Source organism: Kitasatospora sp. NPDC088346, from assembly GCF_044740765.1.
Classification (GTDB): Bacteria; Actinomycetota; Actinomycetes; order Streptomycetales; family Streptomycetaceae; genus Kitasatospora.
The window spans coordinates 42,398-57,001 of the sequence record NZ_JBIURH010000001.1 but is presented as its reverse complement, the minus strand read 5'-3'; the positions used below and the strand labels follow the sequence as shown (position 1 = coordinate 57,001).

13 protein-coding genes and 1 riboswitch are annotated in these 14,604 nt (G+C 72.8%); of the genes, 5 read left to right on the top strand and 8 right to left on the bottom strand.

Annotated features, from left to right (window positions below; genetic code table 11):
* Positions 1-12: 12 nt before the first annotated feature.
* The gene (locus ACIOFR_RS00235) at positions 13-921 is read left to right on the top strand and encodes a YDG/SRA domain-containing protein (protein WP_400991351.1); all 909 of its coding nucleotides are present in this window, start codon (positions 13-15) and stop codon (positions 919-921) included.
* Between the two features lie 26 nt (positions 922-947).
* On the opposite strand, the gene ACIOFR_RS00230 is transcribed toward ACIOFR_RS00235, so the two are convergent.
* The 3 genes from ACIOFR_RS00230 to ACIOFR_RS00220 form a co-directional block, all read right to left on the bottom strand.
* The gene (locus ACIOFR_RS00230; RefSeq protein WP_400991349.1) at positions 948-1,601 is read right to left on the bottom strand and encodes an HNH endonuclease; all 654 of its coding nucleotides are present in this window, start codon (positions 1,599-1,601) and stop codon (positions 948-950) included.
* Between the two features lie 80 nt (positions 1,602-1,681).
* Complete coding sequence (locus tag ACIOFR_RS00225; RefSeq protein WP_400991347.1) at positions 1,682-1,930, bottom strand: hypothetical protein; 249 nt, start codon at positions 1,928-1,930, stop codon at positions 1,682-1,684.
* A gap of 174 nt (positions 1,931-2,104) precedes the next feature.
* Positions 2,105-3,064 carry a peptidoglycan DD-metalloendopeptidase family protein gene (locus tag ACIOFR_RS00220; protein WP_400991346.1) on the bottom strand — a complete coding sequence of 320 codons (960 nt, stop codon included), beginning with the start codon at positions 3,062-3,064 and terminating at the stop codon, positions 2,105-2,107.
* Positions 3,065-3,069: 5 nt separating this feature from the next.
* A riboswitch (cyclic di-AMP (ydaO/yuaA leader) is annotated at positions 3,070-3,230 on the bottom strand.
* A gap of 545 nt (positions 3,231-3,775) precedes the next feature.
* Here ACIOFR_RS00220 and ACIOFR_RS00215 point away from each other — a divergent pair.
* Entirely contained in the window at positions 3,776-4,573 is a 798-nt protein-coding gene (locus ACIOFR_RS00215; protein WP_400991345.1) for a DUF6348 family protein, read from the top strand.
* Positions 4,574-4,672: 99 nt separating this feature from the next.
* Here ACIOFR_RS00215 and ACIOFR_RS00210 read toward each other — a convergent pair whose 3' ends face one another.
* Together ACIOFR_RS00210 and ACIOFR_RS00205 are read right to left on the bottom strand one after the other, a co-directional pair.
* On the bottom strand, positions 4,673-4,867 hold the full coding sequence (locus ACIOFR_RS00210) for a hypothetical protein (RefSeq protein ID WP_350640734.1): 195 nt from the start codon (positions 4,865-4,867) through the stop codon (positions 4,673-4,675).
* Between the two features lie 540 nt (positions 4,868-5,407).
* Positions 5,408-6,637, bottom strand: coding sequence for a PP2C family protein-serine/threonine phosphatase (locus tag ACIOFR_RS00205; protein ID WP_400991343.1), 1,230 nt, complete (start codon positions 6,635-6,637; stop codon positions 5,408-5,410).
* A 241-nt stretch (positions 6,638-6,878) separates the two neighbouring features.
* Here ACIOFR_RS00205 and ACIOFR_RS00200 point away from each other — a divergent pair, with 241 nt between their 5' ends.
* Positions 6,879-8,150 (top strand): GNAT family N-acetyltransferase, encoded by a 1,272-nt coding sequence (locus ACIOFR_RS00200; RefSeq protein ID WP_400991341.1) that lies wholly within the window; start codon positions 6,879-6,881, stop codon positions 8,148-8,150.
* 65 nt (positions 8,151-8,215) lie between these two features.
* Here the strand turns inward: ACIOFR_RS00200 and ACIOFR_RS00195 are convergent, their stop codons facing one another.
* Together ACIOFR_RS00195 and ACIOFR_RS00190 are read right to left on the bottom strand one after the other, a co-directional pair.
* On the bottom strand, positions 8,216-8,701 hold the full coding sequence (locus ACIOFR_RS00195) for a ribose-5-phosphate isomerase (RefSeq protein WP_400991340.1): 486 nt from the start codon (positions 8,699-8,701) through the stop codon (positions 8,216-8,218).
* Between the two features lie 61 nt (positions 8,702-8,762).
* Complete coding sequence (locus tag ACIOFR_RS00190) at positions 8,763-9,368, bottom strand: biotin transporter BioY (RefSeq protein ID WP_400991338.1); 606 nt, start codon at positions 9,366-9,368, stop codon at positions 8,763-8,765.
* A gap of 275 nt (positions 9,369-9,643) precedes the next feature.
* Between ACIOFR_RS00190 and ACIOFR_RS00185 the strand changes: the two genes are divergently transcribed.
* The gene (locus ACIOFR_RS00185; RefSeq protein WP_400991336.1) at positions 9,644-11,095 is read left to right on the top strand and encodes an amino acid permease; all 1,452 of its coding nucleotides are present in this window, start codon (positions 9,644-9,646) and stop codon (positions 11,093-11,095) included.
* Positions 11,096-11,213: 118 nt separating this feature from the next.
* Here ACIOFR_RS00185 and ACIOFR_RS00180 read toward each other — a convergent pair whose 3' ends face one another.
* Positions 11,214-11,849, bottom strand: a complete 636-nt coding sequence (locus tag ACIOFR_RS00180; RefSeq protein WP_400991334.1) for a disulfide bond formation protein DsbA — start codon at positions 11,847-11,849, stop codon at positions 11,214-11,216.
* Positions 11,850-12,019: 170 nt separating this feature from the next.
* Between ACIOFR_RS00180 and pepN the strand changes: the two genes are divergently transcribed.
* The gene (gene pepN, locus ACIOFR_RS00175) at positions 12,020-14,584 is read left to right on the top strand and encodes an aminopeptidase N (protein WP_400991333.1); all 2,565 of its coding nucleotides are present in this window, start codon (positions 12,020-12,022) and stop codon (positions 14,582-14,584) included.
* The last annotated feature ends 20 nt before the right edge of the window (positions 14,585-14,604 follow it).

The window sequence follows — 14,604 nt, the reverse complement described above, 5'->3', positions numbered from 1 at the left end:
GAGACTGTGCGGATGGCAAAGGTCTTTGGTCACATCGACGGACACCCGGTCGGATCGCACTTCCCGCGCCGGACCGAACTCAGCGAAGCCGGTGTGCACGCCCCGCGGATGGCCGGCATCCACGGCAATCCGCGGGAAGGAGCGGACTCGATCGTGGTGTCCGGCGGGTACGTGGACGACGAGGACCACGGCAACGTCATCATCTACACCGGCCACGGCGGCCGCGACAGCACCACCGGGCGACAGACCCGCGACCAGGTGCTCACCGATTCCGGCAACGCCGGCCTGGTCCGCAGCCAGCTGGAAGGGCTCCTCGTCCGGGTGATCCGCGGTGCGAGCGGGGACCCTGCCCACTCCCCCGCTACGGGCTTCCGCTACGACGGCTTGTTCCGGGTGGAATCGCACAGCATCAAGATGGGCGTGGACGGCTTCCGGATCTGCCAGTTCCGGATGGTCGCAGCCGAGGAGGCCGTGGCCGCCGAGGTCCCTGACGATGTCGAGGACGTGGTGCCGTTCCACGGTGACCTTCCCCATCAGCCGGTCCCCACCCGCACCTTCACGGTCCAGCGGTCCGTCCGCAGCAGCGCCGTCATCCAGCAGGTGAAGCAGTGGCACGGCGGGCAGTGCCAGCTCTGCGGACTCGCCCTGGCGGTCCCCGGGGGATCCAGCTACAGCGAGGGCGCCCACATCCAGGCCCTCGGCCGTCCGCACTCCGGGCCGGACATCATCGAGAACGTGCTCTGCCTCTGCCCCAACTGCCACGTGCTCTTCGACAACGGAGCCCGCTACCTGACCGATGCCTTGCAGGTCGTCGACGGGCTGACCCACCAGGAGATCGCTCCCCTACGGACACACCCGCGGCACCGGATCGACCTGCGCTACGTACGCCAGCACCGCGAGCGGTGGATCCCGGAGGGCTGACGCCAAAACCCGCAGAGCGCCAACCGTCAGCCGGCCGACGCCGAGCGGACTCGGGCCATCAGAGCCCGGAGCTCGTGCGGGGTCGGCCACGGCGCCTGCCGGTGCACCATGCGGTGGCAGTTGGCGCAGATCAGGGCCAAATCGACGAGCTTGGTCCGCCCCGCACCGGCCACGTGGAGCGGAATCACGTGGTGACACTCGATGTACCCCGCGCCGCGCTCCCCGTAGGCCAGTCCGAAGTCGAAGTCGCAGACCTCGCAGGCGAGGCGGCCGCCAGCCCGCAGCACCGATGTAATTTTCTTGGCCCGCAGTCCCGCGTTGCGCTCGCGGGCGAGGTGCTGGCGGAGGAGGAGTCGTCCCTCCGGCGCGTCGAAATCCTCCGGCACGTCCGGTGGGAGGAACTCGCGCAGCTCACCGCTCAGCAGGCCGGCACGGATGAGCTGCGCAGCCGCGGCCATCTCCAGCGGGCTCTCCAAGAATGCCTTGAGGACCGCCAGGTCTCGCGCACCGCCGTTCGTCGGCTTCCCGGTGTAGTCCGGGTGGTGAGTGGCCAGGTCCACCGTCTTGCGTGCCACGCCGTTGGGGTTGCGGAAGGTGTCGCTTCGCGAGCTCTGCTCGTGGATCGGCAGAAGTTGCAGCAGTCCGGAGAGCTCGATGACCCGCCTGTCCGTCGCCCCCATGGCCCGCCACCCGTTGTCGGCCGTGATGGCACACGCGAGAACGAGCTCGTCCCAGGCCCAGTCTGGGTTGCGGACGGACTTCACCGTGAACCCGGCTCGGGAGAGCCACGCCACTGCCTGCCGGACACCCCCGTGGAACTCATCCGGGAGCAAGGTCGCCCGTACTCAAACCGGTGCGCGACGCCGGCGATGGCCTTGGAGTCGTACTCCTTGGCCTCGTGGACGAGAAGGTAGTCGCGGGCCGGCAGGTAGCCGTAGGTGGCCAGGAACGCGTCCTGCCCGACGGCGTCGTGTTCGTCGATGGCCTGGAGGACGGATTCTCGAGTCAACGCTCCCTTACGCATGGCCACGAGCATAGAACTCGGCTCGCCCGCAGCCGATTTGGGCTCCAGATTCGCCGGGGTCCGTACCGTGCCGGCGTCTGGGTGCGGGTGTGCCGGAGGCCCGGCCGGGGACGGGTGTCCCGGGCCGGGCCTCCGGCGGGTACGGCGGGGTGGTCCGGATCAGACCTTGACGCCGTGGGCGGCCAGGTAGGCCACCGGGTCGATGTCGGAGCCGTAGGCCGGGCCGGTGCGGATCTCGAAGTGGAGGTGCGGGCCGGACACGTTGCCGGTGGCGCCCGAGAGGCCGATCTGCTGGCCGGCGGTCACGGTCTGGCCGACCTGGACGCCGATCGAGGACAGGTGGGCGTACTGGGAGTACTTGCCGTCGGCGTGCTTGATGACGATCTCGTTGCCGTAGGCGCCGCCGTTGCCGGCGGAGACCACGGTGCCGGCCGCAATGGCCTTGATCGAGGTGCCGGTGCCGACGACGAAGTCGACGCCGGTGTGGTAGCCGCTGGACCAGGCCGAGCCGGCCTGGTGGTACGGGGTGCCGATCGGGCCGCTGACCGGGGCGACGTAGCCCGAGGTGGCAGCGGGGGCCGAGGCGGCCGGGGCCGCGGGGGCCTCGGTCTTCGGGGCGGCCGGCTTGGGGGCGGCCGGCTTCGGGGCGGCGGGCTTGGCGGCCGGCTTGGCGGCCTCGGCCGCGGGGGCCGGGGTGACCGGGGCGCGGTGCTCGGAGCGGGAGGCCTTGGAGGTGTCGGCCTGCGGGGCGGCCTGGCCGCCGAGGGTCAGCTTCTGGCCCGGGTGGATCAGGTTCGGGTTGTCGCCGACGACCTGACGGTTGTCCTGGTACAGCTTCTGCCAGCCGCCGTCGACGTGGTGGGCGTCGGCGATCTTGGAGAGGCTGTCGCCGTGGACGACCTGGTAGCTGTGGTCGGCGGGGGCCTGCTCGGCGGCCGGGGCGGCCGGAGCGGCGGCCGGGGCCGGGGCGGAGACGGCGCCGTGGGCGTCGGCGGAGGTGCCGTGGGCCGAGGCGGCGGTCGCCGGGAGCGCGACGGCGGCGGTGACGACACCGGTGGCGACGGCGATGCGGGTCAGTCGGGACAGACGGGGACGACGGTGCTTGCCCTGAGCGGACATTGAGCGGTTCCTCTCCGACGCCTACGAGGTGAGCTGTCGGGTTCGGACGGGAGATCGCCCGGCCGTGAAAAAGACACGGCTTCACCCCAAGCCGGCCCGGAAGATTCCGGAACGGCACTTACCTGGGTCCCCCGCTCCTGCCGTGCACGGATGGTGTGCGTCGGCCCCGGGCAGCGGCAGGACTCGGCGTTCCACCCGGTGGCCCTGCCCGACGTTTGCCGGGCAGGTCACGAAGCAAAACCCATGAACCGTGTACGGAGCAAGTGACGGTGCGTAAGGAGCGAAACGGACATAAGATCACTTGGGCCGAAGGTCACGCTCCGCTGTGACCCATGGGCCGACCGCAGCCGGAACGCTCACTCCGGGCACGTGGGCACGCACGGCGAGTACCGGATTTCACCGCCCGCGACCGCCGGGTCACCCCCCGGTGGCCGCTGTGGAATCGAAGGTGACTCGCGTCACCCGCCCCGACGCCCACTGTCACGAGCATGAGCCACCCATGCAGCTGTCGAAGGCCTGCGCGGTCGCAGACCGCGGCACCCCCGCACGCCCCCCGGCCACGACCCGGGCGGCGCCGCCGAGGAGCATCCCGGCCCCCGGCCCCGGCGGAGCTGAGACGGCGCCAGGTGTGCGCTGGTTTCCCGCGACCGGGCGGCGGCCGATAGCCTCACACGCGTTCGATCCCCTCACCGTTGAGCAAGGAGCCGGCCCGTGCGCCCGCAGCACCGACTGGACGTCATACAGCGCAGCGTGATCCGCGAAATGACGCGCTTCGGGCAGGCGTTCACGGTCGACGGCGAGCTGCTGCGCGGGCCGGGCACCACGGCCGTGGCGGTACGGGAGCACCCCGGCGACGGCGGAACGGGCCACGTCGACCTCGGCTACGTGCTGCAGCTGGGCCGGGCCGACGGCCCGGTGGTGTGGGACTGCGCGGCCGGGCTCGGCCGCACCGAGGAGGAGCAGCTCGACAACGCCGTCCGGATGTGGGCCACCACCACGGCCACCGCCGTGGTCGAACTGCTGGACAGTCGGGGTGAGTTCGGCGACCGTTACCGGTCGGCCGAGTTGCCCGGCTGGCAGGCGGTGCAGGGCCCGGCCGCGGTGTTCGGCTTCGGATCACGCCGACTGGCGGACTGGCTGGAGGACCACCAGCCACTGCCGGCGCTGGCGGACGCGCTGCGCCAGGAGCTGACCGGACCGCAGGTGAACGGTGTGAAGCTGTTCCTCGGCGGCCGGGTGGGCGAGGACGTCGCCGAGGTCCGGGTGAACGGCGTCGTCTCCGACCGGGCCTCGGCCGCGCTGCGCACACTGGACTGGCCGCGCGGTGAACGGCTGTGCTGGGCACGGCTGTTCATCCTGCTGGTGGCCGAGTCGGCCGATCCGTCGGAACCCGTCGAGCGGCCCGCGGCGGCGGCACCGCACGGCGCCGGGGCCGTGCGCGGGGCGGTCACGGGCCGGCGCCCGAGGCTGCTCGACCGCTGGCGTCGCCCCGGGGCGCGGCGCGGCTGACCCGCCGGCGCAGCTCGTCCGTCCGGTCCTGCGCGAGGGCAGGACAGAGCACCGGACGGCGCAGCGGCCGACCGGTCCCCAGGACGGACCCTGGTGGGGTCAGCCCGCGACGGAGGAGATCGTCGAGGCGAGCTGGGTGAGGAAGTCCTGGATCGGCTTGGCAGCCGTCGACTGGCTCACCATGAAGCCGAACAGCGCCGCGATGATCGCGTGGCTGGTCTTCAGCTGCTTGTTACGGATGAAGATGACGACGATGATGCCGAACAACACCAGCGCGGAGACGGAGAAGGCCACCCGGATTCACTTCCTCATTTCGTGGCGGGGCGCGGGGTGGAACCGGACGGTCCCTGGCGGACGGGTCGTCCCGCCGCGACCGGAGCGCCACGAGGGCCTCCGCAGCCGCCCGACCATAGCCGCGTGACGCACGATTCGCCCCCAATCCCCCGAGTCTCGACCAGCCCACCCGGACTCAGTGTGGTCGCTCGTGCGGACTCCGTAAAGGTCTGGCCGGAAGCCTGCGCCCAAGATCCCGCCATGTGGGACGAGTTTCCGCCGTCCGCGACCCTAGCGGAGGACTTCTGACGGGCTGTCGGCAGGGGCCGGCCGAGCGCCCGCGAAGTACCGGCGGAAGCCGCCGCACCCGGCCGATCACCGCAGACCTGCGGGCCGACCGGGCACCGTCCGGCCGGGCGGTCGGGTGTCAGGAATGGCCGAAGATCACCACTCTCGATTGACAGCCCGGGGTCACCGCCGCGAGGCCGCGTGCCGGCCCGACCCCTGCTGCCCGCTCCCACCTGCTCACGGCCCACGGCTCACGGCTCACCTGCTGTCGGCTCACTGCCGCCAGATCAGCAGGACCGCCCGGTCGTCGTTGACGTCCTTGGCGACCGTCTCGATCAGCCGGCCCGCCGCACCGCGGCTGCCGGCGCCGAGCTGGGCGCCGGCCACCAGCCGGTCGGCCTCGCCCATCAGCCGGTCCATGCCCTCGGTCAGGTCGCGGCCGGGCACCTCGACCATGCCGTCGGTGCACAGCAGCAGGACGTCGCCGTGGCCGAGCCGTCCGCGGACGCCGTCGAACTTGGCGCCGTCGTAGACCCCGAGCAGCGGCCCCTCGGCCTCCTGGACCTCCCAGCGGCCGGCGCCGGCGAGCCGCTGCATTCCGGGCAGGTGGCCGGCCGAGAGCAGCTCGTACTCGCCGGTGTCGAGGTCGAGGACGAGGTGGACGGCGGTGGCGAAGCCCTCGTCCCAGTCCTGGCGGAGCAGGTAGCCGTTGGCGGCGGGGAGGAAGTCGTGGGCCGGCAGCGAGCCGAGCAGGCCGCCGAACGCGCCGGAGAGCAGCAGGGCCCGCGAGCCGGCGTCCATGCCCTTGCCGGAGACGTCCGCCAGGACGGCCTCCAGCACGCGGCGGCCGGGGCCGGTCCGGGCGGCGACCACGAAGTCCCCGGAGAAGGACTGGCCGCCGGCCGGGCGCAGCGCCAGGTCGACGTGCCAGCCCTCGGGCAGGGCCGGGACCCGGCCCTGGACCCGGATCCGCTCGCGCAGGTCGAACAGCATCGAACCGCCGCCGCGCCAGGGCACTCCGACCCGGCTTCGGAACTGGGCGACCAGCAGCCCGGCCACGCCGACCGCGCCGACCACCAGGGCGGCTCCGGGGGTCACCCCGTAGACGTACTCCTCGGGGTGGTTGCTGGCGACCCGCTCGCCGGTGTGGATCAGGGACTCGGTGGACAGGCCGAGCGCGGCGGCGCCGTAGAGCAGGACCAGGGTGCCGGGGCGCAGCAGCATGGCGCCGGCCAGGATCGGCAGGACGAGGGCGGTGGGCGGTGCCCAGGCCGGGATCCAGACGTTCAGCAGCACCAGCAGCGGGATGGCGAGCAGGAAGGCGGCGAAGGCGAGCCAGTCGGCACCGTCGCCGCGGAAGTAGTCGACGCCTGCGCGGCGCACCCGGCGCCGGGCCCGCAGGAGACTGGCGCGCAGGAGGGCCGCGACCGGCTCCGCGGCTGCCGTTGCGGCCGGGCCCGTCGCAGTCGTCTGGGGCGGTGCGCCCGGCTTGCTGCCAGCCATGAGGTCCGACCTTATCCACCGCTCGCGCCCGGCGTCGACGGGGTGGACGGTGCCGGCGGGTGCGGCCGGGCCGCGGCCCGGTGCCTTTCGGCCGCCGTCCCGGCCGCTGCGCCGGTGGTCGGGGCGGGTGCGGGGCGGGTGCGCGCCACCGTTTCGGACGGCTGCGGCGGTGACCGCATTCGACCGGACATGTCGCAAAAGTCGGTCGCGCTCGTACCGATGAGCTGGTAGCTGTGGGCCCATGACAGCCGACACGCGCGCGTCCTCGTTCCTGACCGTCCGCCTGCTGACCGCCGAGGAGTGGGACGGCTGGTACGGCACGCTGGAGACCGCGTTCGGCGGTGAGCAGGAGCAGCCGGAGGAACGGGCACTGTGGCGGCGGCTGACCGAGGTCGACCGTTCGCTGGCCGTCTGCGAGGGGAACGGGATCGTCGGTGGCGCCGCCGCGTTCAGCTTCCGGATGGCGGTGCCCGGCGGCGCGGTGCTGCCGACCGCGGGCGTGACCATGGTCGGGGTGCTGCCGACCCACCGCCGGCGCGGGGCGCTCACCGCGCTGATGCGGCGCCAGCTCGACGACGTCCGGGCGCGGGGTGAGTCGCTCGCCGTGCTGACCGCGTCCGAACCGGCCATCTACGGGCGGTTCGGTTACGGCGTGGGGAGCTGGCGGATGGCGGTGACCGCGCCGCGCGGCCGGGTCGCCGTGGACGTCCCGGCGGCGGCCGGAGCCCCGGCGCTGCGGCTGCGGCTGGCCGATCCGGTGGCCGCCGGCCCCGCCTGCGAGGAGTTGTACGCGAGCCTGGTGCCGCGCCGCCCCGGGATGCTGGAGCGCGGGCCCGGGTGGGAGCGGGTGCCGCTGCTGGACGCCCCCGGCTCGCGCGACGGCCACTCCGCGCTGCAGTGCGTGCTCGCCGAGGAGCGCGGCAGCGGCCGGCTGCTGGGGTACGCCCGGTACGCGGTGAAGAGCGCCTGGGTCAAAGAGAACGCGGCGGGCTCGGTCCGGGTGCGCGACGTCGACGCGCTGTCCCCGCAGGTGTACGCCGCGCTCTGGTCCTACCTGCTGGAGCTGGACCTGACGGAGCGGGTGACCGCCCCGAACCGGCCGGTCGACGACCCGTTGCTGCACCTCGCCTCCGACCCCCGCCGGCTGGAGCCCCGGGTGCAGGACGCGCTGTTCGTCCGGCTGGTCGACGTCGACGCGGCGCTCGCGCAGCGCGGTTACGCCACGCCGTTGGACGTGGTGCTGGAGGTGGCGGACGGGTTCTGCCCGTGGAACACCGGACGCCGGCGGCTGCGGAGCGACGGCCCGGGCAAGGGGACGAGCTGTGAGCGCACCGACCGGCCGGCCGAACTGTCCCTGGACGTGCGGACGCTGGGCTCGGCCTACCTCGGCGGGGTGACGCTCGCGGCGCTCGCGGCGGCGGGCCGGGTGACCGAGCTGCGCGAGGGTGCGCTCGCGGACGCCTCGCGGGCGTTCGCCTCGGACCTGGCGCCCTGGCTGCCGCACGGGTTCTGACGGCCCGTGCGGCAGCGGTCGAGGGTGGGACGGAACAGGGGTGGAGCGGGTCGGGTGGAGCCGGATCAGCCCTGGGGGTGGTGGGCCGGGATCGGGGGGAGCTCGCCGGTGGTCTCGTACTCGCTCAGCATCTCGATCCGGCGGGTGTGCCGGGCCTCGCCGCTGTAGGGGGTGTTGAGGAAGATCTCGACGAACTTGGTGGCCTCGTCGAGGGTGTGCATCCGGCCGCCGACGCTGATCACGTTGGCGTTGTTGTGCTCCCGGCCGAGGGCGGCGGTCTGCTCGCTCCAGGCCAGCGCCGCACGGACGCCCTTGACCTTGTTGGCGGCGATCGCCTCGCCGTTTCCGGAGCCGCCGATGACGACGCCGAGGGCCTCGGCGTCGGCGGCGGTGCGCTCGGCGGCGCGCAGGCAGAACGGCGGGTAGTCGTCCTCCGCGTCGTAGATGTGCGGCCCGCAGTCGACCGGCTCGTGGCCGGCCCCCTTGAGCCACTCGACAAGGTGGTTCTTCAGTTCGTATCCGGCATGGTCGGAGCCCAGGTACACGCGCATGGGTATGAGTGTGGCACGCGGCGGGGGCCGGGTCGGCAGCCGACCCGGCCCGGTGCCCCGATCAGCCGCGGCGGCCCAGGAGCTTCCAGGTCAGCGGGAGGGCGCCCATCGCCAGGACGGCCTTGAGGGCGTCGCCCACCAGGTAGGGGTAGAGGCCGAGTTCGGCGGCGCGGGCGAGCGGGACGTGCAGGGCGACGGCGAGGTAGGGGACGCCGACGGCGTAGATCGCCAGGTTGCCGAGGACCATCGCGGCGGCGGTGCGCAGCGGGCTGCGGTCGGCGCCCCGGCGGGCGAGGGCGCCGGTGAGGCCAGCGGCGAGGACGAAGCCGATGACGTAGCCGAGGCTGGGCATGGCCCAGCCGGAGCTGGCCTGGGCGAACCAGGGCAGGCCCGCCATGCCGGCGAGCAGGTAGAGGCCGAGCGAGGCGACTCCGCGGCGGGTGCCCAGCGCGGTGCCGACCAGCAGGGCGGCGAAGGTCTGGCCGGTGACCGGCACCGGGGAGCCGGGGACGGTGACGGAGAGCTGCGCGGCGAGCCCGGTGAACGCGGCGCCGCCGGCCACCAGGGCCAGTTCGCGGGCCTGTGCCCCGAGTCGGGTCGTCGCGCCCGGCAGCAGGTCGGCGAGGACGGCGGCGGACGGTGCGGAGGTGGCGGTGGCGCTGGCCATGGGCTGGATCTTCCGTTCGGGCACGTCGGGTCAGGTGAACAGTTGTGAACCTACGCGCTGGGAAGGGGTCGGACCGGCGTCGGCAACCGACAAACCGTCAGGGCCTCGCTTGTCGGATCCAGCCTGATTCGGACACATCTGCGCAATCAGGCGTTCACTTTCGGTCACAACAGCGTCCGGATGGCGGCCGTTTCGGCGCGCACCTTGGCCGGTCCGCCGCCATACCGAATAGTGGTCCGGAGTCTCCGCTATCCGAACAGTCTGGATCCGACCCGATGTCGACCCCCACGCAGCCGCCCTCCCTGGAGCGGTCCGACGATCCTGTCGCCTCCCCCGTCACGACCACCACCGCCGCCCCGCCGGCCGCCGGCACCCCGGCCGCCGACGGCCAGCTCTCGCACGGCCTCAAGCCGCGCCACCTCTCGATGATCGCGCTCGGCGGCGTGATCGGCGCCGGCCTCTTCGTCGGCTCGGGCGCGGGCATCGCGGCCGCCGGCCCCTCGATCGTGCTGGCCTTCGCCATCTCCGGCCTGCTGGTGATGCTGGTGATGCGGATGCTCGGCGAGATGTCCGCCGCCCACCCCGCCAGCGGCTCCTTCTCGGTGCACGCCGACCGGGAGATCGGCCCCTGGGCCGGGCTCACCGTCGGCTGGCTGTTCTGGACCCTGCTGTGCGTCGGGGTCGGCGCCGAGGCGATCGGCGCCGCCGGGATCATGGGCAGCTGGCTGCCCGGGGTGCCGTCCTGGATCTGGGTCGCCGTCTTCATGAGCTTCTTCTGCGCCACCAACCTGGCCGCCGTGAAGAACTTCGGCGAGTTCGAGTTCTGGTTCGCGGCCGTGAAGGTGACCGCCATCGCGGCCTTCCTGGTCATCGGGGTGCTCGCCATCACCGGTGTGCTGCCCGGGACTTCGTCCCCCGGCACCGCTAACCTGACCGGCAGCGGAGGCTTCTTCCCGCACGGCACCACCGGCCTGATCACCGGCCTGCTGGCCTCGGTGTTCGCGTACGGCGGCCTGGAGACGGTGACCATCGCGGCGGCCGAGTCCGAGGACCCCCGGCGCAGCGTGGCCACCGCCGTCCGCACCGCGATGTGGCGGATCGCCCTGTTCTACGTCGGCTCGATGGCGGTCATCGTGACCCTGGTGCCGTGGAACGACCCGTCGGTGGTCAAGCCCGGCCCGTACGTCGCGGTGCTGGACCGGATCGGCATCACCGGATCCGGCCAGCTGATGAACGTGGTGGTGCTGATCGCGCTGCTGTCCGCGATGAACGCCAACATCTACGGCTCCTCGCGAATGGCGTACTCGCTGGTGCGCCGCGGCCAGGGCCCCAGGGCGCTGGCCCGGGTGAGCGGCGGCGTGCCGCGGCTCGCGGTGCTGGCCTCCTCGGCGTTCGGCTTCCTCGCCGTGCTGCTCAGTTACTGGTGGCCGACCACCGTGTTCAGCTGGCTGCTCAACATGGTCGGCGCCGCGGTGCTGGTGGTCTGGGCCTTCATCGCCGTCGCCCAGCTGCGGATGCGCCGGCGGCTGGAGCGCGAGGCGCCCGAACAGCTGACCGTGCGGATGTGGGCGTTCCCGTACCTCACCTGGCTGACGCTGGCGGGCATCGTCTCCGTGCTGGCCCTGATGACCCTGGACGGCGGCAACCGGGTCCAGCTCTACTTCACGCTCGGGCTCACCGCGACGCTGGCCGCGATCGGCCGGTTCCGCAGGCGGCGCGCCGTCTGACGCCCCGGCGGTGACGGACGGAAGGGCCCGGTACGCGAGGTGCGTACCGGGCCCTTCCGTCGGTGCGGGCGGGGCGTCACCCGAAGGACGTCACCAGGAGAACGTCACCGGGAGAACGTCACTCGAAGGACGGGCCGGCCGTCCGGGTGCGCTTGATCTCGTAGAAGCCGGGGGTGGAGGCGACCAGGACGGTGCCGTCCCACAGCCGGGCGGCCTGCTCGCCGCGCGGGGTGGGGGTGACCACCGGGCCGAAGAAGGCGACCCGGTCGCCGTCCGGGCCGTCGACCGCGATCACCGGGGTGCCGACGTCCTCGCCGACCAGCGAGATGCCCTCCTGGTGGGAGGCGCGCAGGGCCTCGTCGTAGGCGTCGGTGTCGGCGGCGTCGGCCAGCTCCACCGGCAGGCCGGCGGCGGTCAGCGCCGCCTCGATGGTCGCCCGCTCGTTCGGCAGGCCCTGGTTGTGGAAGCGGGTGCCGAGCTCGGTGTAGAGCGGGCCGAGCACCTTGTCGCCGTGCTGCTGCGCGGCGGCGATCAGGACGCGGACCGGGCCCCAGCCCTTGCCCAGCAGCTCCTTGTACCTGTCCGGCAGGTCGTCGCGGTTCTCGTTGAGCACGGACAGGCTCATCACGTGCCACTTGGTGTCCACCGGGCGCAGCTGCTCGACCTCCAGCATCCAGCGGGAGGTCATCCAGGCCCAGGGGCAGATCGGGTCGAACCAGAAGTCGGCGATCTTGCGGGAGTCGGCAGTCGTCACGGACAGTGCCCTTCAGTCAACGGATGCGGGTCGCTCTGACCTAGGAGCACAACACCCGCGACCCCGGGCTGATTCCTGTCGGCACTGTGCAATGGTACGGGGCGTCGGGCATGAAAGGATGCGCCGGCACCCCAGCCTCACGAAGGCTTGATACGGACAGGAGTACCACCGTGCCGGGCAAGAACCTGAGCCGCGACGAAGCCCAGAAGCGAGCCGGACTGATCGAGGTGGAGAGCTACCGCGTCCACCTCGACCTGAGCTCCGCTCCCGACCCCGGAGCGGCGACCTTCCGGTCCACCACCACCATCGCCTTCGACGCCGCCGAGCCGGGTGCGAGCAGCTTCGCGGACCTGCTCGCGCCGGCCGTCCGCTCGGTCACCCTGAACGGCCGGGAGCTCGACCCGGCGAAGGTCTTCGACGGGCACCGGGTCGCACTCGACGGGCTCGCCGGACACAACCTGCTGGTGGTCGAGGCGGACTGCGCGTACAGCCGGACCGGCGAGGGCCTGCACCGGTTCGTCGACCCGGTCGACGGCGAGACGTACCTGTACACCCACTTCGAACCGGCCGACGCCCGGCGGGTGTTCGCCAACTTCGAGCAGCCTGACCTGAAGGCGCCGTTCACCTTCACGGTCACCGCGGCGGCCGCCTGGGACGTGTACGCCAACGCGGTGCACGAGAGCGTGCAGAGCGAGGGCGACGCCCGGACCTGGCGGTTCGCCCCCACCCGGCCGATCTCCACCTACCTGACCGCCGTGGTGGCCGGCCCGTACCACGTGGTGCGCGACCACTACAGCCGCGAACTGCCCGACGGCAGCACCCTGGAGATCCCGCTCGCCGCGACCTGCCGCAAGTCGCTGGCCGGCTTCTTCGACGCGGACGAGATCCTCACCGTCACCAAGCAGGGCCTGGACTTCTTCCACGAGGAGTTCGACTACCCGTACCCGTTCGGCAAGTACGACCAGTGCTTCGTCCCCGAGTACAACATCGGCGCGATGGAGAACCCGGGCTGCGTCACCTTCCGCGAGGAGTTCGTCTTCCGCTCCAAGGTCACCGAGGCCGCGTACGAGGGCCGGGCCAACGTGGTGCTGCACGAGATGGCCCACATGTGGTTCGGCGACCTGGTCACCATGAAGTGGTGGGACGACCTCTGGCTGAAGGAGTCCTTCGCCGACTTCATGGGCTCCTACGGGCTGATCGGCGCGGGCACCCGCTACCGGTCCGCCTGGATCACCTTCGCCAACCGCCGCAAGGCCTGGGCGTACCAGCAGGACCAGTACCCGACCACGCACCCGATCACGGCGGACATCCGGGACCTGGAGGACGCCAAGCTCAACTTCGACGGGATCACCTACGCCAAGGGCGCCGCGGTGCTCAAGCAGCTGGTGGCGTACGTCGGCCGGGACGCCTTCTTCGAGGGCGCCCGCCGCTACTTCCGGCGGCACACCTTCGGCAACACCGTCCTGACCGACCTGCTGGCCGCGCTGGAGGAGACCAGCGGCCGCGACCTCAAGGCCTGGACCGCCGCCTGGCTGCAGACGTCGGGCGTCAACTCGCTCACCCCGCAGGTGGTCTGCGACGCCGACGGCCGGATCACCGAGCTGGCCGTGCTCCAGGACGGCGACACGCTGCGCCCGCACCGCGTGACGGTCGGCCTGTACGACCACGACGAGGCCGGCGCGCTGGTGCGCACCGGGCGGATCGAGCTGGACGTGGCGGGCGCCCGGACGTCCGTCCCCGAGGCCTCCGGCCGTCCGCGGCCGGCCCTGGTGCTGGTCAACGACGAGGACCTGACCTACTGCAAGATCCGCTTCGACGAGGTGTCGCTGACGACCCTGCGCACCGCCCTGGGCTCGCTCACCGACCCGCTCGCCCGCGCGCTGGCCTGGTCCGCCGCGTGGAACCTCACCCGGGACGCGCTGATGCCCGCCCGCGACTACCTGGACCTGGTGCTGCGCTTCGCCGGGCAGGAGTCGGACATCGGTGTCCTGCAGTCGCTGCACCAGCAGGCCAAGTCCGCCCTGGACCTGTACGCCGCCCCCGACTGGCGGGCCGAGGGCGGCCGGCTGCTCGCCGAGTGCGCGCTGCGCGAGCTGCGCGCGGCCGAGCCCGGCAGCGACCACCAGCTCTCCTGGGCCCGCTTCCTCGCCTCGACCGCCGACGGCGCCGAGCACCTCCAGCTGCTGGCCGGCCTGCTGGGCGGCACCGGCCGGATCGACGGTCTGGCCGTCGACCAGGAGCTGCGCTGGGAGTTCTGGCTCACCCTGGCCGCGGCCGGCCGGGCCACGCCCGAGGAGATCGGCACCGAGCTGGAGCGCGACAACACCGCCAGCGGCCGGCAGCGGGCGGTCAAGTGCCTGGCGGCGCTGCCCACCCCGGGGGCCAAGGCGGCGGCCTGGTCGGCGGTGGTGGACTCCGACGAGCTGCCGAACGCCCTGGTGGAGGCCCAGATCGCGGGCTTCGCCCAGCCCAACCAGCGGGAGCTGACGGCCGGTTACACCGCGCCGTACTTCGAGCTGCTGGAGTCGGTCTGGGAGCAGCGCAGCATCGAGATCGCGATGCGGATCGTCGGCGGCTTCTTCCCGCGCCTGCAGACCGAGCAGCAGACCCTGGACGCCACCGACGCCTGGCTGGACGGGCACCCGGGCGCCGCCCCGGCGCTGCGCCGCCTGGTGCTGGAGTGCCGGGACAACCTGGCCCGGGCGCTGCGCGCGCAGCACTGCGACCGCGGCTGACGTCCGGCCCCGCAGACGCG